This window comes from Novilysobacter longmucuonensis (assembly GCF_046600735.1).
Lineage (GTDB): Bacteria > Pseudomonadota > Gammaproteobacteria > Xanthomonadales > Xanthomonadaceae > Novilysobacter_A > Novilysobacter_A longmucuonensis.
In genome coordinates this window covers 154,966-180,147 of record NZ_JBJMAW010000006.1, presented here as the reverse complement: position 1 = coordinate 180,147, position 25,182 = coordinate 154,966, and the positions used below count along the sequence as shown (strand labels likewise).

23 protein-coding genes are annotated in these 25,182 nt (G+C 67.1%); 12 read left to right on the top strand and 11 right to left on the bottom strand.

The features are described 5' to 3' along the window. Nucleotides 1–323: 323 nt before the first annotated feature. The 8 genes from ACJQWM_RS08445 to ACJQWM_RS08410 all read right to left on the bottom strand — a co-directional run bounded on the left by ACJQWM_RS08445 (nt 324) and on the right by ACJQWM_RS08410 (nt 6,884). Nucleotides 324–500, bottom strand: coding sequence for a hypothetical protein (locus ACJQWM_RS08445; RefSeq protein WP_332702400.1), 177 nt, complete (start codon nt 498–500; stop codon nt 324–326). A gap of 1 nt (nt 501) precedes the next feature. Next, the gene (locus ACJQWM_RS08440; protein WP_332702398.1) at nt 502–819 is read right to left on the bottom strand and encodes a hypothetical protein; all 318 of its coding nucleotides are present in this window, start codon (nt 817–819) and stop codon (nt 502–504) included. Between the two features lie 324 nt (nt 820–1,143). Further along, entirely contained in the window at nt 1,144–1,356 is a 213-nt protein-coding gene (locus ACJQWM_RS08435) for a hypothetical protein (RefSeq protein WP_332702396.1), read from the bottom strand. A gap of 348 nt (nt 1,357–1,704) precedes the next feature. Next, entirely contained in the window at nt 1,705–1,938 is a 234-nt protein-coding gene (locus ACJQWM_RS08430) for a type II toxin-antitoxin system RelE/ParE family toxin (protein ID WP_332702394.1), read from the bottom strand. Between the two features lie 194 nt (nt 1,939–2,132). Further along, on the bottom strand, nt 2,133–2,303 hold the full coding sequence (locus ACJQWM_RS08425) for a ribbon-helix-helix domain-containing protein (RefSeq protein WP_411306759.1): 171 nt from the start codon (nt 2,301–2,303) through the stop codon (nt 2,133–2,135). A gap of 89 nt (nt 2,304–2,392) precedes the next feature. Then, entirely contained in the window at nt 2,393–3,604 is a 1,212-nt protein-coding gene (locus tag ACJQWM_RS08420; RefSeq protein ID WP_332702390.1) for an acetyl-CoA C-acyltransferase, read from the bottom strand. Nucleotides 3,605–3,754: 150 nt separating this feature from the next. Continuing rightward, nucleotides 3,755–6,130 (bottom strand): 3-hydroxyacyl-CoA dehydrogenase/enoyl-CoA hydratase family protein, encoded by a 2,376-nt coding sequence (locus ACJQWM_RS08415; protein ID WP_332702388.1) that lies wholly within the window; start codon nt 6,128–6,130, stop codon nt 3,755–3,757. 133 nt (nt 6,131–6,263) lie between these two features. Then, complete coding sequence (locus tag ACJQWM_RS08410; RefSeq protein WP_332702386.1) at nt 6,264–6,884, bottom strand: TetR/AcrR family transcriptional regulator; 621 nt, start codon at nt 6,882–6,884, stop codon at nt 6,264–6,266. 243 nt (nt 6,885–7,127) lie between these two features. Between ACJQWM_RS08410 and ndk the strand changes: the two genes are divergently transcribed. From ndk to moeB, 10 genes are all read left to right on the top strand, one after another. Then, nucleotides 7,128–7,553, top strand: a complete 426-nt coding sequence (gene ndk, locus ACJQWM_RS08405) for a nucleoside-diphosphate kinase (RefSeq protein ID WP_332702384.1) — start codon at nt 7,128–7,130, stop codon at nt 7,551–7,553. Nucleotides 7,554–7,635: 82 nt separating this feature from the next. Further along, a complete protein-coding gene (rlmN, locus tag ACJQWM_RS08400) occupies nt 7,636–8,841 on the top strand; it encodes a dual-specificity RNA methyltransferase RlmN (protein WP_411306761.1) in 1,206 nt (401 codons plus the stop codon). Next, nucleotides 8,828–9,697 carry a type IV pilus biogenesis/stability protein PilW gene (gene pilW / locus ACJQWM_RS08395; protein WP_332702380.1) on the top strand — a complete coding sequence of 290 codons (870 nt, stop codon included), beginning with the start codon at nt 8,828–8,830 and terminating at the stop codon, nt 9,695–9,697. Before rlmN ends, pilW begins: the two co-directional genes overlap by 14 nt. Further along, nucleotides 9,697–10,521, top strand: coding sequence for a RodZ domain-containing protein (locus tag ACJQWM_RS08390; protein ID WP_332702378.1), 825 nt, complete (start codon nt 9,697–9,699; stop codon nt 10,519–10,521). The genes pilW and ACJQWM_RS08390 overlap by 1 nt, the downstream gene beginning before the upstream one ends. A 109-nt stretch (nt 10,522–10,630) precedes the next feature. Further along, a complete protein-coding gene (locus tag ACJQWM_RS08385; protein ID WP_332702376.1) occupies nt 10,631–11,260 on the top strand; it encodes a YfgM family protein in 630 nt (209 codons plus the stop codon). Continuing rightward, on the top strand, nt 11,260–12,462 hold the full coding sequence (gene bamB / locus ACJQWM_RS08380) for an outer membrane protein assembly factor BamB (RefSeq protein WP_332702374.1): 1,203 nt from the start codon (nt 11,260–11,262) through the stop codon (nt 12,460–12,462). Before ACJQWM_RS08385 ends, bamB begins: the two co-directional genes overlap by 1 nt. Nucleotides 12,463–12,695: 233 nt before the next feature. Then, on the top strand, nt 12,696–14,096 hold the full coding sequence (der, locus tag ACJQWM_RS08375; protein WP_332702372.1) for a ribosome biogenesis GTPase Der: 1,401 nt from the start codon (nt 12,696–12,698) through the stop codon (nt 14,094–14,096). 163 nt (nt 14,097–14,259) lie between these two features. After that, on the top strand, nt 14,260–14,901 hold the full coding sequence (gene mobA / locus ACJQWM_RS08370) for a molybdenum cofactor guanylyltransferase (protein WP_332702413.1): 642 nt from the start codon (nt 14,260–14,262) through the stop codon (nt 14,899–14,901). Next, nucleotides 14,894–16,105: a molybdopterin molybdotransferase MoeA gene (locus ACJQWM_RS08365; RefSeq protein ID WP_411306758.1), complete on the top strand. Its 1,212-nt coding sequence runs from the start codon at nt 14,894–14,896 to the stop codon at nt 16,103–16,105. The genes mobA and ACJQWM_RS08365 overlap by 8 nt, the downstream gene beginning before the upstream one ends. A gap of 125 nt (nt 16,106–16,230) precedes the next feature. Then, complete coding sequence (moeB, locus tag ACJQWM_RS08360) at nt 16,231–17,373, top strand: molybdopterin-synthase adenylyltransferase MoeB (protein ID WP_332702370.1); 1,143 nt, start codon at nt 16,231–16,233, stop codon at nt 17,371–17,373. Between the two features lie 407 nt (nt 17,374–17,780). On the opposite strand, the gene ACJQWM_RS08355 is transcribed toward moeB, so the two are convergent. The 3 genes from ACJQWM_RS08355 to ACJQWM_RS08345 form a co-directional block, all read right to left on the bottom strand. Then, nucleotides 17,781–21,260 carry an ATP-binding protein gene (locus tag ACJQWM_RS08355; RefSeq protein WP_332702368.1) on the bottom strand — a complete coding sequence of 1,160 codons (3,480 nt, stop codon included), beginning with the start codon at nt 21,258–21,260 and terminating at the stop codon, nt 17,781–17,783. 223 nt (nt 21,261–21,483) lie between these two features. Next, nucleotides 21,484–22,263, bottom strand: a complete 780-nt coding sequence (locus ACJQWM_RS08350) for an alpha/beta hydrolase (RefSeq protein ID WP_332702366.1) — start codon at nt 22,261–22,263, stop codon at nt 21,484–21,486. 9 nt (nt 22,264–22,272) lie between these two features. Further along, complete coding sequence (locus ACJQWM_RS08345) at nt 22,273–22,575, bottom strand: DUF1244 domain-containing protein (RefSeq protein ID WP_332702364.1); 303 nt, start codon at nt 22,573–22,575, stop codon at nt 22,273–22,275. 108 nt (nt 22,576–22,683) lie between these two features. On the opposite strand from ACJQWM_RS08345, the gene folD reads away from it, so the two are divergent. After that, the gene (gene folD / locus ACJQWM_RS08340) at nt 22,684–23,544 is read left to right on the top strand and encodes a bifunctional methylenetetrahydrofolate dehydrogenase/methenyltetrahydrofolate cyclohydrolase FolD (protein ID WP_332702362.1); all 861 of its coding nucleotides are present in this window, start codon (nt 22,684–22,686) and stop codon (nt 23,542–23,544) included. A 170-nt stretch (nt 23,545–23,714) separates the two neighbouring features. Continuing rightward, nucleotides 23,715–25,172, top strand: a complete 1,458-nt coding sequence (gene guaB / locus ACJQWM_RS08335) for an IMP dehydrogenase (protein ID WP_332702360.1) — start codon at nt 23,715–23,717, stop codon at nt 25,170–25,172. The last annotated feature ends 10 nt before the right edge of the window (nt 25,173–25,182 follow it).

Sequence of the window (25,182 nt, the reverse complement as noted above, 5' to 3'; positions counted from 1 at the left end):
TGATTTGTTCTTCGGAAAAGCGCTTCTTCACGTCCAATCTCCTTGTCGTTGGGGATTGGACTCCAGATCGCCGTGCTACTCAAAAGCGGGGGGACGTCGCAGCAACCGACGTTTCGGATCTATGCAAGCATCAGGGATGCAACAGGTAGCGAGCAGGAGGTTCCGACATGCGGGCAGCATCTACTGGGGACGTCTCACCCACCTAGATCCCGCTGCGGACAGGAAGGTTGTGAGCGACGCCGTGCTCGTAGCTTCGGCATCGCGCGAAGTGCGCAGAAAGCGGAGCCGCCGCGTTCCTGCGCACCTCTAACTCCTTTAAGTGGTCAGCTGTAGACCAGCCCAAGAATTTGCTGCAACAGCTCGAAGCAGATAATTCCTGATAGCGCCCAGGCGACAGGTTTCTTCCACTCAGGCTTTCTCCGCGCGGCATAAAAAATCAAGGCTGCCCCTACAAGCGGTGCTCCAATTAAGAGAGCAAGGACTTTAGGCTCTATCTGCATATCACCATTTTCCTATTCCCGGATATGCCGCGAAGCACTCCTTTGTCTTCTTGTGAGTTTGATAGACGCCAATGCCGTAACTGACAATGCCGGCGACGCAAACGACTGCGCCAACACCGGTCTCCGCTAGCAAACAGGCTCCCCCCGTTGCTGCAGCGGTCAGCGACGTGTTGGCGGCAATCAGATTCTTTTCTGAGCAGGCGGTTTGACGCTGACTCTCCCAAAGTTTTTTGTCATAAGACACCAGCTCCTGTTGTGTGACGCTTCCGCCTCCCTGATCGTCCCCCCAGCCGCCTAGAAAGGATGAATAGAACGTCAAGCCATTGCCCCACTCGTTTGGACTGCAAGGGCCCACGTCGCAAGGCCAAGGCAACTTGGGACACAGGTAGTGATTACAGTCGCCTGTATTAGATGCAGTGGAGAATGCGTCAACGGTGCTGGCACTCGTGCTGGAACTGAAAGGATCAATGCAGATGACGTCTCCGCACGACTGGTAGCGCGGCCAGTAAGTTTCGTCCGTCGCTACGCGGGGCTTACGGATGGTCACCATGTGGCCACGGTCGGTCAAAGATGCTCGAAACTCTTGCAACATCTGTTGTCGCTTAACTGGGTCGGATTCGGCTGCGGCAACGGCGTCAGCAAACTATATCTCAAATTCTTGCCCAGAGTTCGTAGCCAAATAGATGTGCTGGGTGTTGTCATCCGCAATTGCCACCGTGCCATTTTCAAATTCAACTAATAGCTGCTTCTCGAATGGGTTAGTGGACGTGACTTCAATTCCGCTTTGCGCGGAGACATCGCCGGAAGCGAGCAGTAGCGCGCCGCTGAGACCTACAACAATCTTTCTAATGTCCATATTAGCTCCTTGACAAGTGAACTCGAGTTTGAGCTCCAGTGCTCATCCCTGGGCGCCTTTCATAAGCGTGATCTAGGCCGGTCCATGGTCTGTCGCAAAGTGATGCTAAATCGCATTTGACATGCGTTGCAGATACATTTCTGCGATCAAGTTCACGTTTCTGAACTTGGTCTCAAGAATCAAGTGCAACACGTTTTGAGAATGCGGCCATCTCCTCAGCCATGGCTTCATCCGGCAGCTCCTACGCCTGCTGGCAGTCCAGCCATTCCAACCACGGCATTTTAATTCCCCTGCGCTCACGTCTCGTTCTTGTACTTGTTGTGTCGCCTGTTCGCCTTGCGGGTCCACTCAACCATCTGGATCGTCCTGCATGACGGACTCGTAATCCCGTCCGCCATAGAACACACCGAGAATGATCACGGTTTCGGCGCCCGCATCGAACGCAAACGCGATCACCGCGTTGCTACGATAGTTCGTGATGCGCAATCCGGGCAGCAGGTCATCACGTCGCACACCACGCCCCGGGAACGTCGCCAGGCTCTCGCAATAGGCCACGATGGCATCGACATAGCGGGTGCCCATGCGGGCGAGCCGGCATGCGCGATATAGCCCTCGATCGCATCCAGCCGATCCAGCGCTTCCGGCGCGAACTGGACGCGGTAGTCACGCCTTGCCCATACCGGCGCGGGTTCGACGCCGGGCCGCCAGCTGGTCGCGCACCTGTGCGGGCGACAGCGCCCGGCCCGGATCGGCGTTGAGCGCTTGGGCGGCCGGTATCACCTGATCGCGCAGCCAGGCTTCCACGGCGCGGTCGCGAGCCAGCAACGTGCGCAGACCATCGCAGATGACTCGCTTTCGGTGGCGTACTCGCCTGCGGCGACCTTGGCTTTCACCACCTCTGCCATTTCGTTCGGTAGGGTGATGCTGAATTGACGGGTCGAGCGCATGACGGACTCCCGATGGATAGTAGGATTTAATCCTGCTCCCGCCTACCGACATTTTCTAGCGTGCACTCCTTGCGCGCGTCCCAATCCGCCTACAACGCCTCGAACACTCCCGCAGCGCCCATCCCGGTACCAATACACATCGTCACCAGCCCGTATTTCTGCTGGCGGCGGCGCATGCCATGGACAATCGTCGCGGTGCGCACAGCGCCGGTGGCGCCGAGCGGGTGACCCAGCGCGATCGCGCCGCCGAGTGGGTTGACCTTCTCCGGGTCGAGTTTGGAGTCGCGGATGACCGCCAGGGCTTGGGCGGCGAAGGCTTCGTTGAGCTCGATCCAGTCGAGCCTGTCGCAGCTCAGGCCGGCCTGCTTGAGCGCTTTGGGAATCGCGGCGTTGGGGCCGATGCCCATGACCTCCGGACGCACGCCGGCGACCGAGAAGCTGGCCAGGCGGGCGAGCGGGGTCAGGCCGTAGTCCTTGATCGCCTGCTCCGAGGCCAGCAGCACCGCGGCGGCGCCGTCGCTCATCTGCGAGGCGTTGCCGGCGGTGACGCTGCCGCCGAACTGGCCGTTGCGGAACACCGGCTTGAGCCGGGACAGGCTCTCCATCGAGGTGTCGGGCCGCGGGCCTTCGTCGGTGTCGATCAAGGCTTTCTTCAGGCGGACCACGTTGCCGGCCAGGTCGGGCAGATGGGAGACGACCTCGAACGGCGTGATCTCATCATTGAATTCGCCCGCATGAATCGCAGCCAGCGCCTTCTGGTGCGAGGCGAGCGCGAAGGCGTCCTGGTCCTCGCGCGAGACCTCCCATTCGCTGGCGACGTTCTCGGCGGTGATGCCCATGCCGTAGGCGATCGCGATGTGCTCGTTGTCGTTGGCGAACACCCGCGGGCTCAGCGCGACCTTGTTGCCCATCATCGGCACCATCGACATCGACTCGGTGCCGCCGGCCAGCATCAGGTCGGCGTCGCCAAGGCGGATCTGGTCGGCCGCCAGCGCCACCGCCTGCAGGCCCGACGAGCAGAAGCGGTTGATCGTCTGCGCGGCGATCATGTTGGGCAGGCCGGCCAGCAGCAGGCCGATGCGCGCGACGTTCATGCCTTGCTCGGCCTCGGGCATCGCGCAGCCGATGATCGCATCGTCGATGCGCTCCAGCTCGATGCCGGGCGCCTGCGCGACCACGCTGCGAAGCACGTGCGCGAGCATCTCGTCGGGCCGGGTATTGCGGAACACGCCGCGTGGTGCCTTGCCTACCGGGGTGCGGGTGGCGGCTACGATGTAGGCGTCCTGGATTTGCTTGCTCATTTTTCAGCCTCTGGCTACGGCGAAACGATTGATGGCGAAGTCTGTTTTGCTCGTCATCCCCGCGGAGGCGGGGATCCAGCGACTTGGGCTCTCACGGCAACAGCAAAGTCACTGGGTTCGCGCCTTCGCGGGAATGACGAACGGGGAGACTTAGTTCCTGAGCGGCTTGCCCGTCTTCAACATGTGCTCAATCCGCTCCTGCGTCCTGGGCATCTGCGCGAGCGCGACGAAGTGCTCGCGCTCCAGCCTCAGCAGCCAGTCCTCGTCGACCAGGGAGCCGCGGTCGATCTCGCCGCCGCAGATCACCGTGGCGATGCGGGTGGCGATTTCGTAGTCGTGCTCGGAGATGAAGCGGCCTTCGAGCATGTTGACCAGCATCATCTTGAAGGTGGCGATGCCGACGTCGTCGGCGACCTGGACCCGGCGCGCCGGCGGGGGCGGGCGATAACCGGCTTCAGCCAGCGCGCGGGCCTGGGCTTTGGCGACATGCAGCAGTTCGTGCGCGTTGAACACGATGCGGTCGTCCGCGCGGGCGAGCTTCAGCGCCTTGGCCTCGAGCGCGGACGTGGACACCTTGGCCAGCGCCACGCTTTCGAACGCGGCCTTGAGCTCGGCGAACACGTCGCCGCCCGGGCCGGCCGCGTCGGAGGCTCGCACCGCCAGTTCCTTCAGGCCGCCGCCGGCGGGCAGCAGGCCGACACCGGCCTCGACCAGGCCGACGTAGCTCTCCAGCCCAAACACACTGCGCGCGGCATGCATCTGGAACTCGCAGCCACCGCCGAGCGCCAGCCCGCGCACCGCCGCGACCACCGGCACCAGCGAGTACTTGATGCGCTGGCTGGTGGCCTGGAAGTTCGCGACCATCGCCTCGAAACCCTTGAGGTCGCCCGCCTGCAGCAGGCTCAGCGCGCCGGACAAGTCGGCACCGGCGGAGAACGGCTCTTTCGGTTGCCAGATCACCAAGCCGGAGAAATCGCGCTCGGCGATCGAGATCGCTTCCTGCAGGCCGCCGAGCACCGTGTCCGACACGGTGTGCATCTTGGTCTTGAAGCTGACCACGGCCACGTCGTCGCCTTCGTCGGCCCACAGCCGCACGCCGTCGTTCTCGTAGACGCTGCGACCCTGCGAGAACTCCTCGCCGAGCAACGCATCGGGGTGACGCTGGCGCCGGTACACCGGGTTGGCCGAGCGCGGCACCTTGGCGTTGCGCCCCGGGCTGTAGCTGCCCTCGGCGGTGTGTACCGCCTCGCGGCCATCGAATACCCAATCCGGCAGCGCCGCGCTGCTCATCGCCTCACCCGAGACGATGTCCTCGGCGATCCAGTCGGCGACCTGCTTCCAGCCGGCCGCCTGCCAGCTTTCGAACGGCCCCATCGACCAGCCGTAGCCCCAGCGGATCGCGAAATCGACATCGCGGGCGGTCTCGGCGATGCTTTCCAGGTGGTACGCGCTGTAGTGGAAGGTGTCGCGGAAACACGCCCACAGGAACTTCGCCTGCGGGTGGCGGCTGGCGCGCAGCCCGGCGAACTTCCTGGCTGGGTCGCGTTCCTTGAGCAGCGCCGCCACGTCGGGGTCCAGTTCGGCGGCCGCGGCACGGTAATCCTGCGCCTTCAGGTCCAGCACCAGGATGTCCTTGCCACGCTTGGTGTAGATGCCGGCGCCGGTCTTCTGGCCGAGCGCGCCCTTGTCGATCAGCGCGGCCAGCCATTTGGGCGCCTTGAAGTACTTGTGCCACGGATCCCCCGGCAAGGTATCGGCCATGGTCTTGATGACATGCGCCATCGTGTCCAGGCCGACCACGTCGGCGGTGCGATAGGTGGCGGACTTGGGTCGTCCGATGGCGGGGCCGGTCAGTGCATCGACCGTGTCGAAGCCCAGGCCGAACTGGGCGGTGTGGTGCATCGCCGCCAGCATCGAGAACACGCCGATGCGGTTGCCGATGAAGTTCGGGGTGTCCTTGGCGATCACCACGCCCTTGCCCAGGGTGGTGGTCAGGAAGGTTTCCAGCCCCTGCAGCACGGCCGCGTCGGTGGTCCTGGCCGGGATCAGTTCGGCCAGGTGCATGTAACGCGGCGGATTGAAAAAGTGCACGCCACAGAAGCGCGGGCGCAGGGCCGGAGGCAATACTTCGGCGAGCTTGTTGATGCCCAGTCCGGAGGTGTTGCTGGCGAGCACCGCATGCTCGGCGACGAACGGCGCGATCTTCTTGTAGAGGTCCTGCTTCCAGTCCATCTTCTCGGCGATCGCCTCGATGATCAGGTCGCAGCCCCTCAGCAGTTCCAGCCCGGTCCCGTAGTTGGCCGGCACGATGCGTTCGGCCAGGGTTTTGCTGGCGAGCGGGGCAGGGCTGAGCCTGGCCAGGTTGGCGATGGCCTTGATGACCACGCCATTGGGGTCGCCATCTTTGGCCGGCAGGTCGAACAGCACCGTGTCGACCCCCGCGTTGGTCAGGTGCGCGGCGATCTGCGCGCCCATCACCCCGGCGCCGAGCACGGCGGCGCGGCGGATACGTAATGTCTGAGGCATGGCATTTAACTCCTTGATTTTATTCGACGCGGATCAACGCGGATAAAAACGCGGATAAGGCGATAACAAGTTTTTTGTAGTGTTTTCCGTCTTTGATCGGTTCTTATCCGCGTTGATCCGCGTCAAAAAAGCGCTAACTCTTGAACCCCGCCGCCGCGAACCGGATCAGTTCGCGTGCGGCGCGCTCGCGGTGGGTTTTCTCGGCGACACCCGAAGGGCGCTTGATCAGGCCGAAATCGGCCATCGCATAGGTCAATGCGCCGGCCAGGAAGTCCAGCCGCCAGTACAGCTCCTCCTTGGTCAGCTCCGGCACGCAGGCGGCGATGGCCTTGGCGAACTCGCGCAGCACATGCCCGTAGTGGTCCGACAGGAACTTGCGCAGGCTGTCGTTCTTCTCGGCGTAGGCGCGGGCGACCATACGCACGAAGGCCGCACCGCCGTGGCGGTCCTGGGCCAGCGCCAGGGCGGGTTCCACGAAGGCGGCGAGGATCGGCTCGAGCTCGCCCGGGTGCTGCGCGACGGCTGCCCCGAGCGCGGCGATCCGCTGCGTGCTCATGTCGTCCATGCGGCGCCGGAAGACCTCGTTGACCAGGTTTTCCTTGCTGCCGAAGTGGTAGTTGACCGCGGCGATGTTGACGTCGGCCCGGCTGGTGACCTGCCGCAGCGAGGTACCGGTGAAGCCGAACTGGGCAAACAGCTCCTCGGCGGCGCCGAGGATGCGGTCCTTGGTGGAGAAGTGGGCGGTGGAGGCCATCGGAGGATATGCTCGAAAAGGGTGAATCAAACGCTCGTTTGATCGTACGGGCCGATCGCATGGGGGTCAATGCACGGGCGTCAATGCAAGCTTCAGCAAAAGTCTGCAAACGCGCGTGACAATCCGCTAGAATCGCTGCAGCCGTCTCGGCTAAACCCGCGCTCTGCCGCGGGTTTTTCTGTTTTTCTGTTATCCTCGGGCGCGAACCACGGGTTCGCTGGCCCGCCTACCCGGAGACTTCCCATGGCGCTGGAGCGCACCCTGTCCATCATCAAGCCCGACGCCGTCGCCAAGAACGTCATCGGCGAGATCTACACCCGTTTCGAGCAGGCCGGCCTGAAGATTGCCGCCGGCAAGATGAAGCATCTGTCGCGCCAGGAAGCCGAGGGCTTCTACGCCGTGCACCGCGAGCGTCCGTTCTTCGGTGCGCTGGTGGAGTTCATGATTTCCGGTCCGGTAATGATCCAGGTGCTGGAGGGCGAGGGCGCGGTGCTCAAGCATCGTGAACTGATGGGCGCGACCAATCCGAAGGATGCCGATAAGGGCACGATCCGCGCCGACTTCGCCGACAGCATCGACGCAAATGCGGTGCACGGCTCGGACAGCCTGGAGAACGCGGCGATCGAGATCGCCTACTTCTTCCCGGCGACCGACGTGTTCGCGCGCTAACCGACACAAGGCCATGACCCGGACCCGCGACAACGCCATCGACATCACCCTCGCCAGCGCTTCCATCGAAGCGGGCGAAGCGATGCCGGCGGCGTCGGGGCCGGGCGTGGCCGATTCCGGCACGGCCGCGCCGGCGCCGGATGCGGTCCGCTCAAAGAGAAATATCTTCGATCTCGACCGCGTGTCGCTGGAGGACTTCTTCGAGCAGGTCCTGGGCGAGAAGCGCTATCGCGCGCACCAGGTGATGAAGTGGATCCACCACCGCTACGTCACCGATTTCGATGAGATGACCGATCTGGGCAAGGCCCTGCGGGCCAAGCTGCACGAGTACGCCGAGGTCCGGGCGCCGATGGTCATCCACGAGAAGCCCTCCGCCGACGGCACCATCAAGTGGCTGATCGGCATGGACCCGAAGAACGCGATCGAGGCGGTGTACATCCCCGACAAGGGCCGCGGCACCCTGTGCGTGTCCTCGCAGGTCGGCTGCGCGCTCAACTGCCAGTTCTGTTCGACCGCGACCCAGGGCTTCAACCGCAACCTGACCACCGCGGAGGTCATCGGCCAGGTCTGGATCGCCGCGCGCCAGCTCGGCAACATCCCGCACCAGCAGCGCAAGCTCACCAACGTGGTGATGATGGGCATGGGCGAGCCGCTGATGAACTTCGACAACGTCGTGCGCGCGATGAGCATCATGCGCGACGACCTGGGTTACGGCCTGGCCAACAAGCGCGTGACGCTGTCGACCGCCGGCATGGTGCCGATGATCGACAAGCTCGGCGAGCTCAGCGACGTGTCGCTGGCGGTGTCGCTGCATGCGGCCAATGACGAGTTGCGCACCGAGCTGGTGCCGCTCAACAAGAAGTATCCGATCGAGCAGCTGATGGCGGCATGCCAGCGCTACGTGCGGCGCAAGCCGCGCAGCTCGATCACCTTCGAATACACCATGATGAAGGGCGTCAACGACCAGCCCGAGCACGCCCGCCAGCTGGCGCGATTGATGCGCCAGTTCGACAATGCGGTGCAGATGAAGGACGCGGCCAAGGTCAACCTGATCCCGTTCAACCCGTTCCCCGGGACCCGTTACGAGCGCTCCGGCGACGACGAAATCCGCGTATTCCAGAAGTTGCTGCAGGAGGTCCGGGTGCTGACCACCGTGCGCCGCACCCGCGGCGACGATATCGATGCCGCCTGCGGCCAGTTGAAGGGGCAGGTGGTGGACCGCACTCGGCGCCAGGCCACCTTCCGCAAGACGCTTGACGCACAGGGAGCGGGCGATGCCGCTGCGTAACCCGGTGGTGCGTGCGGTGTCATTGCAGGTCGGGGGCGGAGGGCGATGGGGCGTCGGCGCGGTGCTGCTGCTCGCACTGCTGGCCAGTGGTTGCAGCCGCCTGAGCTTCGTGCGGCCGAGCCTGGAGCGCGAAGACTTCGACCGCGTCTCCCGCGACGTGGAGGTCCGCGAGAATCCGCAGGCGCTCGCCGCCGCCGAAGCGCGGGCGCAGGCCCGTGTGGCCGCGCAGTATCTGGCACAGGGCGAGCTGGCGGCGGCCGAAAAGGCAGCGCGGCAGGCGTTGAGGCTCGACGAGGGCTCCGAGGCGGCCCATACGCTGCTGGCGGCGGTGCACGACCGACGCGGTGACCGCGACCGGGCGGGCGATCATTTCCGCCGCGCCGCCGAACTGGCACCGCGCAGCGGCGCGGCGCTCAACAACTACGGTACCTGGCTGTGCGGCAACGGCCAGGCGGTCGAGTCGGTGGAGTGGTTCGAAGCGGCCCTGGCCGATCCAGGCTATCGGACTCCGGCGGTCGCGTTGGCCAATGCCGGTGCCTGTGCCGCTCGTGCCGGCCTGGATAGGCGCGCCGAGGCTTTCCTGCGCGCAGCGATCGAGCTCGACCCGAAAAACTCGGTGGCGCTCGGCGCGCTCGCCGAACAGGCTTTTCGCGCCGGCGACGCATTCGGCGCCCGGGCATTTTCTGAACGAAGGCTGGCTGCGGCGCCGGCAAGCGCGGAGGCATTGTTGCTTGCGTCACAGATCGAGCAAGAACTCGGCGACAAGGACGCGGCCGACCGTTACGTTCGACGCATGAGGGCGGAGTTCCCGCGCACGTCGGGCTCCGATCAGGCAGGGGATGACGGAAGGCAATGATGCAGGCGAACGAAGTCGCGACCGGCGGTGGTAGCTGCGGCGCGCATCTCAAGCAAGCACGGCAAGCGGCGGGCCTGACCCACCAGAATGTGGCGGCGCGCCTGAAGATGCCGGTGCGCGTGGTGGTCGCGCTCGAATCGGATGACTGGAGCCTGCTGGGCGCGCCGGTGTTCGTGCGGGGCCAGTTGCGCAGTTACGCCCGCCTGCTGGGGGTGGACATCGAAGCCGACCTGGTGCAGTCCGACGTGGCCCCGGTCGCGCCCCCGGAGCTGGTCAGCCATAGCCATACCCCGCGTTTCCAGCGCGCGTTCGAACAGGCTACGCGCCGCGCCGCCTATATCGCAATCACCGTGGCAATCGCAGTCCCGGTATTTCTCGCGACCCGGCCGCATCTGGCCAGCAATGTCGCGGTGGAGCCGCTGGATGTTCCCGCAGTGGTGGCCGAGTCCGCCGACCAATCGCCGGCACATGTCCGGCGCGCTCCGGTGGAACCGGTCCAGCGCACCCCGCTGGTCGCCTCGATGGCCTCGCTGCCGCGCGCAGCGGACGTGGCCGAGACCCCGGCGCTGTCGCTGAGCTTCAGTGGCGATAGCTGGGTGCAGGTGTTCGGGGTCGACGGCGAGTCGCTGGAGCAGGGCATGCTGCACGCAGGCGATCGCCTGAGCTATGGCGAGGGCGAGGTCGAGCGCGTGGTGCTCGGCAATTCCGCCGTGGTGGAGGTGCGCCAGGCGGGCAGCACGGTCGACGTATCGCCGTTCAGCCGAGCGAACGTGGCGCGCTTTACGCTATCCTCTGACGGTTCCCTCGCGCCGGTCGCAGACTGACCCGCGTCGCGGGTCTTTCATTTCGACCGGGCCCGCGCGCGTCGCAGGCCATGTCTCCCACTATCGAGCCCCAGCCGACGGCGGGGGCGAGGCGCATGGCAGCCACACTATGGCAATAGACGATCTGCTGGACGAACACGAACAAAGCGAACGCGTGCTGGAATGGCTGCGTCGCAACGGCGCCGCCCTGGTTGGCGGCCTCGTGCTGGGCTTGGGCGCCATCGGCGGCTGGAAGTGGTGGCAGCACCACGAGCAGCAGCAACTGATGCAGGCGGCCGATCGTTACCAAGCCGCGATCCAGGCGATCGAATCGGGCGAGGCCCGGGCCGGCGAGCAGGTCGAGCAGCTCGGCGACGGCCTGTTCGGCATCCTGGCGTCGCTGGAACTCGCCCAGTCGCAGGTCGCGTCAGGTGATTCCGCGGCCGCCATCATGACCCTGCGCGACATCAATGCCGGCGATCCGGCGCTTGCGGCCATCGTCGACCAGCGTCTGGCGCGTTTGCTGATCGATGCCGACCAGGCCGCCGATGCCCTCCAACTGGTGGCGTCAGGATCGACCGCGGCCGCGCTCGAAGTGCGCGGCGATGCCGCCTATGCGCTGGGCCAGCCCGAGCGCGCTCGCGAAGCCTATCGCCAGGCGCTGAGCAAAATCGACGTGGCGTCGCCGCAGCGTCGCATCCTGGAATTGAAACTCATTGAAGTCGGTGGCACCCCCACCAGTACCGAGGCCCAGTCTTGATGAAGCTTGCATTGCACCCATTCCGCCAGATCGAGTCGGGCCGTTACGTTCGCGCCTGCCTGGTGCTGCTCTGCGCCCTGGCACTCGGCGGTTGCGCCACTGTCAGCGGCTGGTTCAGCGATGAGGATGAAAAACTCAGCGAACCGGCGCGCCTGACCGAGATCACCCCGTCGATCGAGGTGGCGAGCCTGTGGTCGACCACGGTCGGCAAGGGCGAGGGCCGATTGGGCGCGCACCAGGGCCCTGCGGTCGCTGATGGCCGCGTCTATGCGGCCGCGGGCGAGGGTGGAGTGCGTGCGCTCGACCTGCAGAGCGGAGAAGTGCTGTGGCATTACGAAAGCGACCTGCGCCTGAGTGGCGGCCCCGGCATCGGCGAGGGCTTGGTGGTGGTGGGCGGTCTTGACGGCCAGGTCATCGCCCTGGACGCCGCCACGGGCGCGGAGCGCTGGCAGGCCGAGGTGACCAATGAGGTGATCGCCGCGCCGGCAATCGGCATGGGCATGGTCCTGGTGCGCTCCAACGACGGCCGGGTGACCGCGTTCGATGCCGCCAGCGGCGAGCGTCGCTGGTTCTGGAGCCATGATGTGCCGTCGCTGACCGTGCGCGGCAATGCCGCGCCATTGATCGGTCCCGGCTTCGCCTTCATCGGCAACGACGATGGCACCGTCAGCGCGCTTTCGATCACCGATGGCCGGCTACTGTGGGAGCAGGCGGTCGGCCTGCAGGAAGGCCGCACCGAGCTGGATCGCATGTCGGACGTGGACGGTATTCCGGTGCTCGAAGGCTCGACGATCTACGCCACCAGCTTCCGCGACCAGACCCTGGCCATCGATGGCCCGAGTGGCCGGCCTTTGTGGGCCAGCGATCACGGCGGGCCAGGTCGCATCGGCGTGGCCAGCGACCGCCTGCTGGTGTCCGACCCAGCCGGCAGCGTCTACGCACTCGACAAGAGCAGCGGCAGCGCCTTGTGGCAGCAGCCGGCGCTGGCGCGTCGCACGTTGACCGCGCCGGCGGTGCATGGCGACTACGCGGTGGTCGGCGATTTCGACGGCTACCTGCACTGGCTGGACCTGGCGACCGGCGAATTCGCCGCGCGCACCCGCGCCGGCCGCGATTCGCTGCGGGCCGCGCCGGTCGTGGTCGACGGCATCCTGCTGGTCCAGAACGTCGACGGCGACCTGATGGCGTTCCGGCTGCAGTGAGGCCGGCTTCCGGGGCTTTGGGACTCGGGACTCGGGACGGACTTTTCGAATCCGTCCATTCCGGCATTCGCCGGCATCCATTTACTGACGCCTGCCGTTGCCGTTTGAAGCTTCCGCAAACGGAGTGATCCCCAAGTCGCATGCATGATCTTCGTGCTGCGACGCCGCTTACGCTCTTCCGAGTTCCGAGTCCCGAGTCCCGAGTCCCGTCCCGTAGCCTCGAGTTGCCCCAGATGCTCCCCCTAGTCGCCCTCGTGGGCCGTCCCAACGTCGGCAAGTCCACGCTGTTCAATGCCCTTACGCGCACGCGCGACGCGCTGGTCCACGACCAGCCGGGCGTCACGCGTGATCGCCACTATGGCATCTGCCGGCCGGAGGGCTTGCGTCCGTTCGCGGTGGTCGACACCGGTGGCATCGCCGGTGAGGACGAAGGCCTGATCGGCGCCACCGCACGCCAGGCTCGCGCTGCGGCGACCGAAGCGGACCTGGTGCTGTTCATCGTCGACGGCCGCGAAGGTGCCTCCGCGATGGACGACGAAATCCTGGCCTGGCTGCGCAAGGCCGCCCGCCCGACCGTGCTCGTGGTCAACAAGACCGACGGCATCGACGTGCAGGCGGCGCTCAATGATTTTTCCCGCTACGGGTTCAGCGACGTGGTGGCGGTGTCCTCGGCGCACCGCCAGGGCATCGACGACCTGATTGATGAAGTCATCGGCAAGCTGCCCGAGGAGGGCCATTCGGCCGAACTGGACACCGATCCCTCGCGCATCCGCATTGCGTTCATCGGCCGGCCCAATGTCGGCAAGTCGACGCTGGTGAACCGGTTGCTGGGCGAGGAGCGCATGATCGCCTCCGAGGTGCCCGGCACCACCCGCGATTCTGTCGCGATCGACATGGAGCGCGACGGCCGCCTGTACCGGCTGGTCGACACCGCCGGCCTGCGCCGCAAGTCGAGGGTGGACGAGGCGGTCGAGAAGTTCTCGATCATCAAGACGCTGCAGGCGATCGAACAATGCCAGGTGGCGGTGATCATGCTCGACGCCGGCGAAGGCGTGACCGACCAGGACGCCAGTGTGCTCGGCTACGCGCTCGATGCCGGACGCGCGCTGGTGGTGGCGGTCAATAAGTGGGACGGCCAGTCCGACTACCAGCGGCAACAGGCCGAGTCGCTGCTGGCGCGCAAGTTGAGTTTCGTCGAGTGGGCCGAAGCGGTCCGGATCAGCGCCAAGCACGGCTCCGGCCTGGGCGAACTGTTCAAGGCGATCCACCGCGCGCACACCTCGGCCACGCACGAATTCAGCACCAGCGAGGTCACCAAGGCGCTGGAAATCGCGTACGAAGCCAACCCGCCGCCGGTGGTGCGCGGACATGTCGCCAAGCTGCGCTTCGCCCATCCTGCCGCCAGCAATCCGCCGACGTTCGTGGTGCACGGCAACCGGCTGCGCACCCTGAGCGAGAGCTACAAGCGCTACCTGGAGAACTTCTTCCGCAAGCGCTTCAAGCTGGTCGGCACCCCGGTGCGCTTCATCTTCAAGGAAGGCACCAACCCGTACGAAGGCAAGAAGAACGTGCTGACCGACAAGCAGGTCGCCAAGAAACGCCGCCTGATCCGACACGTAAAGCGCGGCAAGTGACGCAGTGGCGCGTTCGCAAGCGAACGCCTTTGCCATTGCATGAGCCCTGTGCAGGTCCTGTAGGAGCGGCTTCAGCCGCGATCCAGAACCATCGGCCGGTGCTGTCACGCCGTCGCGGCTGAAGCCGCTCCTACAATGGGGTCCGGCCGCCCCTGTCGGCGGGATCGAGCACATATCGGAGACCGACATCACCACCCCGCCACCGCCAGAGCTGACCCTGGGTATCCTCGCCGGCGGCCGCGCCACCCGGCTTGGCGGGCGCGACAAGGCCTGGCTGCGGCGTGGCGGAGTGCCGCAGGTGCTGCGCTGGACACGCCGCTGGGCCGGTCAGGCCGGTACCGTGCTGGTCAGCGCCAACCGCGACCTGGACCGCTATCGTGAGGCCGGCATCCTTACGGTAGTCGACGAGGCGCAACCGGCCGCTTGCGAAGCAACACCGGCATCGGCTTCGCTCGGTCCGATCGCGGGACTCGCGGCCCTGGCGCGCGCCTGCACCACGCCCTGGCTGCTGACGCTCCCGGTCGATCTGGTCGACATCAACGATTGCCTGCTGCCGAGCCTCGCCGCCGCAGGCGGGCAGGGCGCGTGGGCCGAGGACGACGACGGTCCGCAGCCGCTGGTTGCGCTGTGGCGGGCGGATGCATTGCGCAAGGCCGCGGTCGCGGCGATAGCGGCCGAGGAGTTCGCAGTCCATCGCCTGCAGGCGCGCCTCGGCATGGCCGGCGTGCGGCTCGCTGGCGTACGCTTCGGCAATCTCAACACGCCGGCCGACCTCGCCGCGGCCGGCTTCGATCGCCATGACTGACGTCCCCAGCCGATTGTTGTTCGACGACGCGCTCGCGATCATCCATGAGGTCGCGGGTGCGCACCGGCTGGCGCCGGAAACGCTGGCGCTGCCGCGCTGCCATGGGCGGGTGCTGGCGCAGGACGTGGTCGCGCCGATCGCGCTGCCGCGGTTCGACAACAGCGCGATGGACGGCTTCGCCGTGCGCCATGCCGACCTGCACGGCGAGCGCACCCGGCTGCGGCTGAAGGGCGAGCAGTTCGCCGGCCGCGCGCTGGAGCTGAGCGTGGGGTCTGGCGAATGCGTCCGCATCACCACCGGCGCGCCGCTGCCGGCGGGCGCCGACACGGTGGTGATCAAGGAGAACGCCGAGCTCGATGGCGACCACGTCAGGCTGGCCGCCGCCGACATCAACGCCAACGTGCGCCGCGCCGGCGAGGACGTCCGTGCGGGTGAACTCGTGCTGCACGCGGGCGATGTGCTCACCCCCGCTCGCGTATCGCTGGCCGCCTCGCTGGGCCTGCCGTCGCTGAGCATGGCACGCAGGCCGACCGTGGCAGTGTTCACCAGCGGCGACGAACTGGTCGAGCCCGGCCTGCCGCTGGCGCCGGGCGAGATCTACGACAGCAACCGCGAGTTGCTGATGGGCCTGCTGCGCGCCGACGGTCTTGAACCCACCGCATGGCCGCGCCTGGCGGACGACCCGAAGCAGGTGGAGATCGCGCTGCGCGATGCCGGCTGCGCGTTCGATGTGATCATCACCTGCGGTGCGGTGTCGGCCGGCGAGAAGGACCACATTCCCGCGGTGCTCGCGGCATTCGGCCAGACCCATTTCTGGAAGGTGCGGATGAAGCCGGGCATGCCGCTGCTGTTCGGCAGTCTCGACCAGGCGAGGATGCTGGGGCTGCCGGGCAATCCGGTGTCGGTATTGGCCACCTACCTGACCTTCGGCCGCGCGCTGATCGACCGTCTGCAGGGTCGAACCGAGCCGCGCCCGCTGTGGCATGCGAAGCTGCTGAGCCCGATCGACAAGCCGCACCCGCGCCGCGAGTTCCTGCGCGCACGGCTGGTCAGTGACACCGACGGCACGCTGCAGGCCGATCCGGATGCCGCGACCGGCTCGCACCGGCTGCGTGCCGCCGCCGACGCCACTGCCCTGATCGTCCTGCCCGAGGGGCCGCAGCGCCTCGCCGCCGGCAGCGTAGTGGCCGTACTGCCCCTGTAGGAGCGGCTTCAGCCGCGATCCGGAACCAGCACGGGCGAGCTGGCATCCGATCGCGGCTGAAGCCGCTCCTACAAAAACGGTTCTGCGGACGGAACCACAATCGGCAAAGGCGGATAATCGGCCGCATGAGCATCGAAACCGTTCCTCCCGCCGAAGCCTTCCGCCGACAGCGCGCCGGCGCCGTGTTGATCGACGTGCGCGAATCGCATGAGCGCGCGGCTGGGCACGCCGCCGACGCGCGGGGTATCGCCAAAGGCGAACTCGAAGCCGACCCGCAGGCCTCACTGCCGGCCCGCGACACCGACGTGCTGCTGATCTGCCAGTCCGGCGCCCGCTCGCTGCAAGCCGCGCACTCGCTCACGGCCGCCGGCTACACACGGGTCGCGTCGGTTGAGGGCGGCACCGCGGCGTGGATGGCAGCGTCGCTGCCGATCGTCCGGCCCGAGGGCGGGGATCCCAACTTCGATGGCGACTTCTTCGACCGCTATTCGCGCCACCTGCGCCTGCCCGAAGTCGGCGAGGCCGGCCAGCGCAAGCTGCAGGTTGCGCGCATCGCGATGGTCGGGGCGGGCGGCCTCGGTTCGCCCGCCGCGTTCTATCTGGCCGCCGCCGGAATCGGCACGCTGGTGCTGGCCGACGACGACGTGATCGACCGCAGCAACCTGCAGCGGCAGATACTGCACACCGAAGCGCGCATCGGCACGTCCAAGGTCGAATCCGCCCGCGTGGCGCTGGCCGCGCTCAATCCGCGCGTGCGGGTGGAGGGGTTCGGCGAGCGTGTCACCGCCGACAACGTCGAGCGCCTGCTCGGTGGCGCCGACGTGGTGCTCGACGGCGCCGACAATTTCGCCGCGCGCTACCTGCTCAACGACGCCTGCGTGAAGCTCGGAAAGCCGCTGGTGTACGGCGCGGTGCATCGCTTCGAGGGCCAGGTCAGCGTGTTCGATGCGGGGCGCCGGCGCGGCGAGGCGCCGTGTTATCGCTGCCTGTTTCCGGAACCGCCGCCGGCCGAGGCCGCGCCCAACTGCGCCGAAGCCGGCGTGCTCGGCGTGCTGCCCGGCGTGATCGGGCTGCTGCAGGCAACCGAGGCGATCAAGCTGATCCTGGGGCTGGGTGAACCGCTTGCCGGCCGGTTGCTGCATTTCGACGCGCTGGCGATGCGCTTTCGCGAGACCCGGTTGACGGCGGATCCCGGCTGCAAGCTCTGCGCGGCCGACGCGTCGTTTCCCGGTTACATCGACTACCGCGCGTTCTGCGCCGGCGGCTGAATCGTTCGATCCGGCTGTGCCCGCTGCTTTCCGGGTCGACAGCAGCGGAGCAAGCTCCGCTCTACAGGACGCTAGGAGCGGGCCATGCCCGCGACGGGAACCGGGAGTGCGTCGCGGCGTGGATCGCGCCCATGGGGCGCTCCTACGAAAGACACACGGTTTTTGTAGGAGCGGGCCATGCCCGCGACGGGAACCGGAGTGCGCCGCGGCGTGGGTCGCGCCCATGGGGCGCTCCTACGAAAGACACACGGTTTTTGTAGGAGCGGGCCATGCCCGCGACGGGAACCGGAGTGCGCCGCGGCGCGGGTCGCGCCCATGGGGCGCTCCTACGATACGGTGGATGCGTAGAGCCGAGCTTGCTCGGCTGCTCTTCCAGGCGGACGGCAGCGCAGCAAGCTCCGCTTTCCTCAGAACCTGCGCGCCACGCTGGCGATGAGCGCGACCAGTTCGGCCGGTTCGATCGGCTTGGGCAGGTGCATCTGGTAGCCGGCGCGGATCGCCTTGAGCCGGTCGTCGGCGCCGGCGTAGGCGGTCAGCGCGATCGCGGGGATCGCGCCGCCACGATCGGCGTCGAGCGCGCGGACCCGCCGCATCAACGCGTAGCCGTCCTCGCCCGGCATCCCGATGTCGCTGACCAGCACGTCGAATGCGCCATCTTCCAGTGCGCTCACCGCCGCACCGGCCGAATCGGCGGTGCTGACACGCGCGCTGCAGGCCTCCAGCAGGCGCTGGGTCATCAAGCGTGCATCGGGGTCGTCGTCGACCACGAGCACATTCACCCCATCGAGTTCACTGGCGTGGCTGCCGCCGCGGGCCGGCGACGGCGCTCGCAGCGCCGGCTGCGAGCACGCCAGCGGCAGCGCGACCACGAACGTCGTCCCGCAACCCGCGCCTGCGCTGTGGGCATGCACCGTACCGCCATGCAGCTCGACCAGCTTCTTGACGATCGACAGCCCAAGGCCGAGCCCGCCGTGGCGCCGGCTGATCGAAGCGTCGGCCTGGCGGAAGCGGTCGAACACATACGGCAGGAATTCGGCATCGATGCCCTCGCCGGTATCGCTGACGGTCAACTCCAGCAGCGAGCCGGCACGCGCCAGTCGCACCTGCACCTCGCCGCCGCGCGGGGTGAACTTGATCGCGTTGCTAAGCAGGTTCCACAGGATCTGCTGCAGCCGCGACGCATCGCCACTGACCGTGCTATCGCCGATCGCGTCCCGGGTCGAGTGCACCAGACGCACATGCCGGGCGTCGGCGTTGGGCCGGGCGGTTTCCACCGCGGCCAAGGCAATCTCGGCCAGGTCGACGTTCTGCAGGTCCAGGCGCACCTTGCCGGAGATGATCGCGCTCATGTCGAGCAGGTCCTGGATGATCTGCGCCTGCGCGCGCGCGTTGCGTTCGATCACGTCCACGCCCTGCGCCAGTTCGGCCGGAAGCGCCTCCTGCTGCAGGCGCAGGATGCCGACCCAGCCCAGGATCGCGTTGAGCGGCGTGCGCAGCTCATGGCTCAGCGTGGCAAGGAAGTCGTCCTTCATGCGGCTGGCACGCTCGGCCTCGCTGCGTGCCTCCTGCTCGGCCTGCAGCGACTGGCGCAGGCGCTGGTCGACACTGTGCTTCTCCAGGACGATGCCGCCCAGGTGCGAGGCCAGACGTGCGAGGTCGAGATCGTGGGCGCTCGTCTCGCGCGGCTGGCGATAGTAGACCGCGACCGAGCCGAGCACCCGGCCGTCGCTGGCGCGGATCGGTATCGAGGTGCAGGCGCCGAGGCCCTGCTCGGCGGCCAGTGCGCGGAAGTCCTGCCACAGCGGATCGTTGCTGATGTCGTCCACCGACACCACCCGGTCCTCGAACGCGGCGGTGCCGCACGAGCCGGCGCTGGTGCCGATGCGCAGGCCGTCGATCGCGGCGTTGTAGGGCTCCGGCAGGCTCGGCGCGGCGCCACGATGCAGGCATTCGCCGGCCTCGTCGAGCACCAGCACCGAACACAGCATGCCATCGGCCGACTGCGCCTCGACCATCCGCACCAGCGTCTCGAGCACGTCGGGCAAGGCCGCGCCGGTCGCCATCAGTTCCAGCACCTTCTTCTCGGCGGCCAGCCCGTCCTCGATACGCTTTCGATCGGTGATGTCGATGACCGATCCGATGTAGCCCGGGACTTCACTGCGCGCTACCGGACGCGGCGCAGCCGACACCACGCACCAGCGGTAGCTGCCATCCGCGCGGCGCATGCGGAACTCGTGAGAGAACGGTTCGCGGCGCGCAGTGGCCGCGGTGAAGGTATCGATCGTCTTGAGCGCGTCATCCGGGTGCACCACGTCCACCCAACCCTCGCCCAGCGGTTGCGCGTGGGTCTGGCCGGTGAAGTCGTACCACTGCTTGTTGACGTATTCGCACTGCCTGTCGGGCCGCGTGAGCCAGATCATCACCGGTGCCTGGTCGGACATGTTGCGAAAGCGCTGCTCGCTCTCGCGCAGCTCGCGCGCGACATGGGCGCGCTCCATGGACTCCCAGCAGCGATTGGCGACGTGGTGAGTCAGGTCGACCTCCTCGGCGGTCCAGTGGCGCGGGGTCGCCTGGTGTACGGCCATCGCGGCGACGAAGCGTCCCGACTTGTGCAGCGGGACGCAGATCACTGCCTGGATCATCGTCTGGCGGTAGGCGGACAGGTCTCCCAGCGCGGGCTGATGGTCGTCGACATCGTTGACCACCAGCGGCTGCCCGGCGTGCATCAGTTGCAATGCCTGCTCGCCGAAATCGGAAAAAAACCTGTAGCGGCCGACGATGCCAGGGACGACGCGGTTGTAGTTGCCGCTGACGTTGAAGGTGTCCTGGTCGGCCTCGACGTCCGCGTAGGCGCAACGGTCGGCCTGCAGGTGCTCGCCCAGCAGGCGGGCGCAGGTTCTGGTGATCTCCTCCGGATCGGTCAGTGGCCGCACCGCCTCGTCGAGCGCGAGCAGGAAGCGGTCGCGAGTCTCGGTCTGGTGCCGTTCGGTAACGTCGATGCCGTGGGCGAGGATACCGGTCACTATGCCGTCGGCATCGCGCATCGGCAGGTAGACGAAATCCACGTAGCACGTCTCCAGCGGCCGCCCGGACTGGCGCTGCAGCAACACCTGCATGTCGTTGCCCACGTAGGGCTGGCCACTGGTATAGACGCCGTCGAGGATCCCGATGAAGCCCTGCTCGACAACTTCCGGCAGTGCCACGGTCACGGTCTGGCCGACCACTTCACGACCGCCGATGAGTTGCAGGTAGCGCTCGTTGGCGAACTCGAACACGTGCGCCGGCCCGCGGGTCACCGCCATGAACGAAGGCGAGAGCGTGAACGCATCCGCCAGCCGCTCGCGCTCGGACTGCGCGCGCGCGAGCAGTCGGTCGCGCTCGCGTTCGACCAGTACCCGCGGCGTTTCCTCGGTGCAGGCGCAGAACAGACCGCCAATCCCGCCCGAGCCGTCCGGCGCGTCATCGGGAATGGGGCTGTAGGACCAGGTGAAGTAGGCCTCCTCACGGAAGCCGTGGCGCTCCATGACCAGCAGCATGCGCTCGTTCCAGCTCGCCTCGCCGCGTTGCATCACGGCATCGGCCTGTACCCCGACCACGTCCCAAATCTCCTCCCACGCTGCCTGCGCCGGACGCGCGAATGCGGATGGGTGTCGCTTGCCCAGTAACGGGATGTAGGCGTCGTTGTAGAAGTTGATCAGCTGTGGTCCCCACCACACGAACATCGGAAACCGCGAGTTCAGGCAGATGCCCAGGGCAATGCGGAGACTCTGCGGCCAACGCTCCATTGGTCCAAGCGCATGACGCGACCAGTCGGTGGCCTGCAGCAACGCCCACGCCTCCGGCGAGGTCACCGGCGCTCCGGCTGCGGACTGCTTCGGTTGCATCATCGGTCGCGGTTCCCGCGGTGCAGCGCTGCAGGCGCGCGGCATGTCACCGGGCAGTGGCGATGCTCCTCGGGATGCGTGATCCAGCGGGACCAGCGTCGATCAGATAGGCACATCGTGTCGAGTCTAGCGGTGGCGGGTGTAAAGATGAAGAAAAAAGGCCCGCCGAAAAACGGCGGCCCGCCGCCATCACCAGGACGTTCGGTGCGCGCGTGCCGGCGTCGCATCAGCGCATGAATTCCGACAACGCCTGCCCATATTCGGGATACATCGCGATGTCGTTGTGCCCGGCCTGCTCGATCGCCACGACCTGCGTGGCCACCAACAACCCCGACGCCAACGACGCGATCAGCCGGTCGGTCGCCGGCGCCGGCACGACCGCGTCCTCGCCGGCACGGATGATCAGCACCTCGCCGCGATAGTCCGCCAAGGCATCGGCGGTGTCATAGCGATCGCGCATCAACCAGCGCACGGGCATCCATGGGTAGTGCGATTGCGCGACGTTGGGCAGCGAGTCGAACGGCGTGATCAGCACCAGCCGTGGCACGTCCCGGCGCGAGGCGAGGTGGCCAGCGACGCCGCTGCCGAGGCTGCGGCCTACCGCTGCGATGGACGCCGCGGGCTGGCGGGCCCTCACGTGGTCATACAGTGCGAGCGCATCGGCGACCAGCGCCGCTTCGCTGGGCTCGCCGTCGCTGGCGCCGTAACCGCGGTAGGCGAGCAGGTAGATGGTGCGGCCGGGAAACCAGCGGCGGAGATCCTCGCGCGAGGCCTCGATGCGCTCGGCATTGCCGCCGAAGTACAGCAGCGCGTCGGGCTTTCCCGGATTCACCACCCAGCCGCGCAGCGTGATGTCGCCGCGGGCGAGGGCAAAGTCGGTCTCCGCCGCCTCGACCCGGGTGAACTCCGGGAAATATATGAGACTGCGTTGGCGTTCATACAGCAGCAGGCACAAGCCGACATAGGCCAGCAGCACGACCGCCAGCGCGCCCAGCAGGATGCGCATCGGGGCGGCTCAGCCGTTGCTCGCCCGTGCGGCCTCGAATGCTGCCAGTTGCTCCGGCGTCGCCTCGCGCTGGTGCTGCGCTTTCCATTGCGTGAACGGCATGCCGTAGACGGCCTCGCGGGCCTCGTCCCGGGTCATCGTGATGCCGCGCGCTTCGGCGGCATCGCGGTACCAGTCCGACAGGCAGTTGCGGCAGAACCCGGCCTGGATCATCAGATCGATGTTCTGCACGTCCGGACGCTCGTGCATCAGGTGCTGCAGCAGACGGCGGAACGCGGCGGCTTCGATGGCGGTGGTTTCGTGGTCGGTCATGGCGCAGTCGGCAAGTCCGTGGGAGCGTCGCCTACGTTACGTCGGATTTCGTGGTGACGTGGTAATCGGGGACAATGCCGGTCCCAGCGCCCGGGTGTCCCTCCACTGATGACCGCAAAGATCCTCGACGGCAAGCGCATCGCCGAAGCCCTGCTCGATGACCTCAAGGTACGGGTCGATGCACGTATGGCCGCCGGCGGCACCCGGCCGGGACTCGCGGTGGTGCTGGTCGGTGGCGATCCGGCCTCCGGCGTGTACGTGCGCAACAAGCGGCGTGCCGCCAAGAAGGTTGGCATCCGCGCGATCGACCACGACCTGCCGGCGACCACCACCGACGCCGAGCTGCTCGCGCTGATCGACCGGCTCAACGCGGACCCGCAGGTGCACGGCATCCTGGTGCAGCTGCCGCTGCCGGACCGCCGCGACGGCACGGAGCTGATCCACCGGATCGACCCGCGCAAGGACGTCGACGGGTTCCATCCCCAGAACGTCGGCCATCTCGCGCTGCGCCAGTTCGGCCTGCGTCCGTGCACCCCGCGCGGCATCACCACCTTGCTGGCCTACACCGACCGGCCGGTGCGCGGTGCCAGTGCCACGGTGGTGGGCGTGTCCAACCACGTCGGCCGGCCCATGGCGCTGGAGCTGTTGATCGCCGGCTGCACCACCACCTGCTGCCACAAGTTCACCCCGGCCGAGGCGCTGGAGGCGGCGGTGCGCGGCGCCGACATCCTGGTGGTCGCGGTCGGGCGCCCGCGGCTGATCCCGGGCGAGTGGGTCAAGCCCGGTGCGGTGGTGATCGATGTCGGCATCAACCGCCTCGAGGACGGCCGCCTGGTCGGCGACGTGGGCTTCGCCGCGGCGGCTGAACGGGCCAGCTGGATCACGCCGGTGCCGGGCGGGGTCGGGCCGATGACCGTTGCGACGCTGATGCAGAACACCCTGGATGCCGCCGACGCTGCCGAGTCGTAGGGCGGGTAAGTCGGCGGCTTTCGCCGCCTGTGAGCCGGCAAGGCCGTGCCCACCCCCAGCGGCGACTTACCCACTCACAGCCGCGCCAGCGGCGACTTGCCCCTCACAGGCCGCGCAGCGGCCGACTCCCGCCTGATACAATGACGCGCTTCATTCCCCCGGGCCCGCCCATGCTGCGCATCCAGGCTGAAGCGCTGACCTACGACGACGTATCGCTCGTCCCCGCGCATTCGAGCGTCCTGCCCAAGGACGTCAAGCTCACCACCCGCCTCACCCGCGACCTGAGCATCCGCCTGCCGATCCTGTCGGCGGCGATGGACACCGTCAGCGAGGCGCGCCTCGCCATCGCGATGGCGCAGCTCGGCGGCATCAGCATCATCCACAAGAACATGAGCGTCGAGCAGCAGGCCTCGCACGTGGCGCAGGTCAAGACGTTCGAGGCCGGGGTGATCCGGCGGCCGTTCACGGTCGGTCCGGAAACCACGATCGGCGACGTGCTCAAGCTCACCCGCGCGCGCAACATCTCCGGCGTGCCGGTGGTCGACGGCGGGCGCCTGGTCGGCATCGTCACCAGTCGCGACATGCGATTCGAGAAGAAGCTCGACGATCCGGTCCGCCACATCATGACCAAGAAAGATCGCCTGGTGACCGTGCAGGAGGGCGCCGCGGACGAAGAGGTGGTGCACCTGCTGCACAAGCACCGCATCGAGAAGGTGCTGGTGGTCAACGACGGTTTCGAGTTGCGCGGCCTGATCACGGTCAAGGACATCCAGAAAAAATCCGACAACCCCAACGCCGCCTATGACAGCAGCGAGCGCCTGCTGGTCGGGGCTGCGGTCGGTGTGGCCGGCGATACCGAGGCGCGGATCGAGGCGCTGGCCGAGGCCGGGGTCGACGTGGTGGTGGTCGATACCGCGCACGGCCATTCGCAGGGCGTGCTCGAGCGGGTGCGGTGGGTCAAGCAGCGTTTCCCGCAGCTGCAGGTGATCGGCGGCAACATCGTCACCGGCGATGCCGCGCTGGCGCTGATGGACCATGGCGCGGACGCGGTCAAGGTGGGGATCGGGCCGGGCTCGATCTGCACCACGCGAATCGTGGCCGGCGTCGGCGTGCCGCAGGTGACTGCGGTGGCGATGGTGGCCGAGGCACTGCAGGACCGCATCCCGCTGATCGCCGACGGCGGCATCCGCTACTCGGGCGATATCGGCAAGGCGATCGTTGCGGGCGCATCGACGGTGATGGTCGGCGGCCTGTTCGCCGGCACCGAGGAGGCCCCCGGGGAGACCGAGCTGTTCCAGGGTCGCAGCTACAAGAGCTACCGCGGCATGGGCAGCCTGGGCGCGATGGAGCAGGGCTCCAAGGATCGCTATTTCCAGGATGCCTCCGACGCCGACAAGCTGGTGCCGGAAGGTATCGAGGGGCGGGTTCCGTACCGCGGACCGCTGCGCAACGTCGTCCACCAGCTCGCCGGCGGCCTGCGCGCGACGATGGGCTACGTCGGCTGCGCGACGATCGAGGAAATGCGCAAGCAGCCCAGCTTCGTGCGCGTGACCAACGCCGGCACGCGCGAGAGCCATGTGCATGACGTGCAGATCACCAAGGAACCGCCGAATTATCGGGCGGGGTGAAAACAGTAGG

Coding starts and splice junctions, on each gene's coding strand:
- ACJQWM_RS08445 (WP_332702400.1), bottom strand. CDS start 500: ATGCAGATAGAGCCTAAAGTCCTTGCTCTCTTAATTGGAGCACCGCTT.
- ACJQWM_RS08435 (WP_332702396.1), bottom strand. CDS start 1,356: ATGGACATTAGAAAGATTGTTGTAGGTCTCAGCGGCGCGCTACTGCTC.
- ACJQWM_RS08430 (WP_332702394.1), bottom strand. CDS start 1,938: ATGGGCACCCGCTATGTCGATGCCATCGTGGCCTATTGCGAGAGCCTG.
- ACJQWM_RS08425 (WP_411306759.1), bottom strand. CDS start 2,303: ATGCGCTCGACCCGTCAATTCAGCATCACCCTACCGAACGAAATGGCA.
- ACJQWM_RS08420 (WP_332702390.1), bottom strand. CDS start 3,604: ATGAGCAAGCAAATCCAGGACGCCTACATCGTAGCCGCCACCCGCACC.
- ACJQWM_RS08415 (WP_332702388.1), bottom strand. CDS start 6,130: ATGCCTCAGACATTACGTATCCGCCGCGCCGCCGTGCTCGGCGCCGGG.
- ACJQWM_RS08410 (WP_332702386.1), bottom strand. CDS start 6,884: ATGGCCTCCACCGCCCACTTCTCCACCAAGGACCGCATCCTCGGCGCC.
- ndk (WP_332702384.1), top strand. CDS start 7,128: ATGGCGCTGGAGCGCACCCTGTCCATCATCAAGCCCGACGCCGTCGCC.
- rlmN (WP_411306761.1), top strand. CDS start 7,636: ATGCCGGCGGCGTCGGGGCCGGGCGTGGCCGATTCCGGCACGGCCGCG.
- pilW (WP_332702380.1), top strand. CDS start 8,828: ATGCCGCTGCGTAACCCGGTGGTGCGTGCGGTGTCATTGCAGGTCGGG.
- ACJQWM_RS08390 (WP_332702378.1), top strand. CDS start 9,697: ATGCAGGCGAACGAAGTCGCGACCGGCGGTGGTAGCTGCGGCGCGCAT.
- ACJQWM_RS08385 (WP_332702376.1), top strand. CDS start 10,631: ATGGCAATAGACGATCTGCTGGACGAACACGAACAAAGCGAACGCGTG.
- bamB (WP_332702374.1), top strand. CDS start 11,260: ATGAAGCTTGCATTGCACCCATTCCGCCAGATCGAGTCGGGCCGTTAC.
- der (WP_332702372.1), top strand. CDS start 12,696: ATGCTCCCCCTAGTCGCCCTCGTGGGCCGTCCCAACGTCGGCAAGTCC.
- ACJQWM_RS08365 (WP_411306758.1), top strand. CDS start 14,894: ATGACTGACGTCCCCAGCCGATTGTTGTTCGACGACGCGCTCGCGATC.
- moeB (WP_332702370.1), top strand. CDS start 16,231: ATGAGCATCGAAACCGTTCCTCCCGCCGAAGCCTTCCGCCGACAGCGC.
- ACJQWM_RS08355 (WP_332702368.1), bottom strand. CDS start 21,260: ATGATGCAACCGAAGCAGTCCGCAGCCGGAGCGCCGGTGACCTCGCCG.
- ACJQWM_RS08350 (WP_332702366.1), bottom strand. CDS start 22,263: ATGCGCATCCTGCTGGGCGCGCTGGCGGTCGTGCTGCTGGCCTATGTC.
- ACJQWM_RS08345 (WP_332702364.1), bottom strand. CDS start 22,575: ATGACCGACCACGAAACCACCGCCATCGAAGCCGCCGCGTTCCGCCGT.
- folD (WP_332702362.1), top strand. CDS start 22,684: ATGACCGCAAAGATCCTCGACGGCAAGCGCATCGCCGAAGCCCTGCTC.
- guaB (WP_332702360.1), top strand. CDS start 23,715: ATGCTGCGCATCCAGGCTGAAGCGCTGACCTACGACGACGTATCGCTC.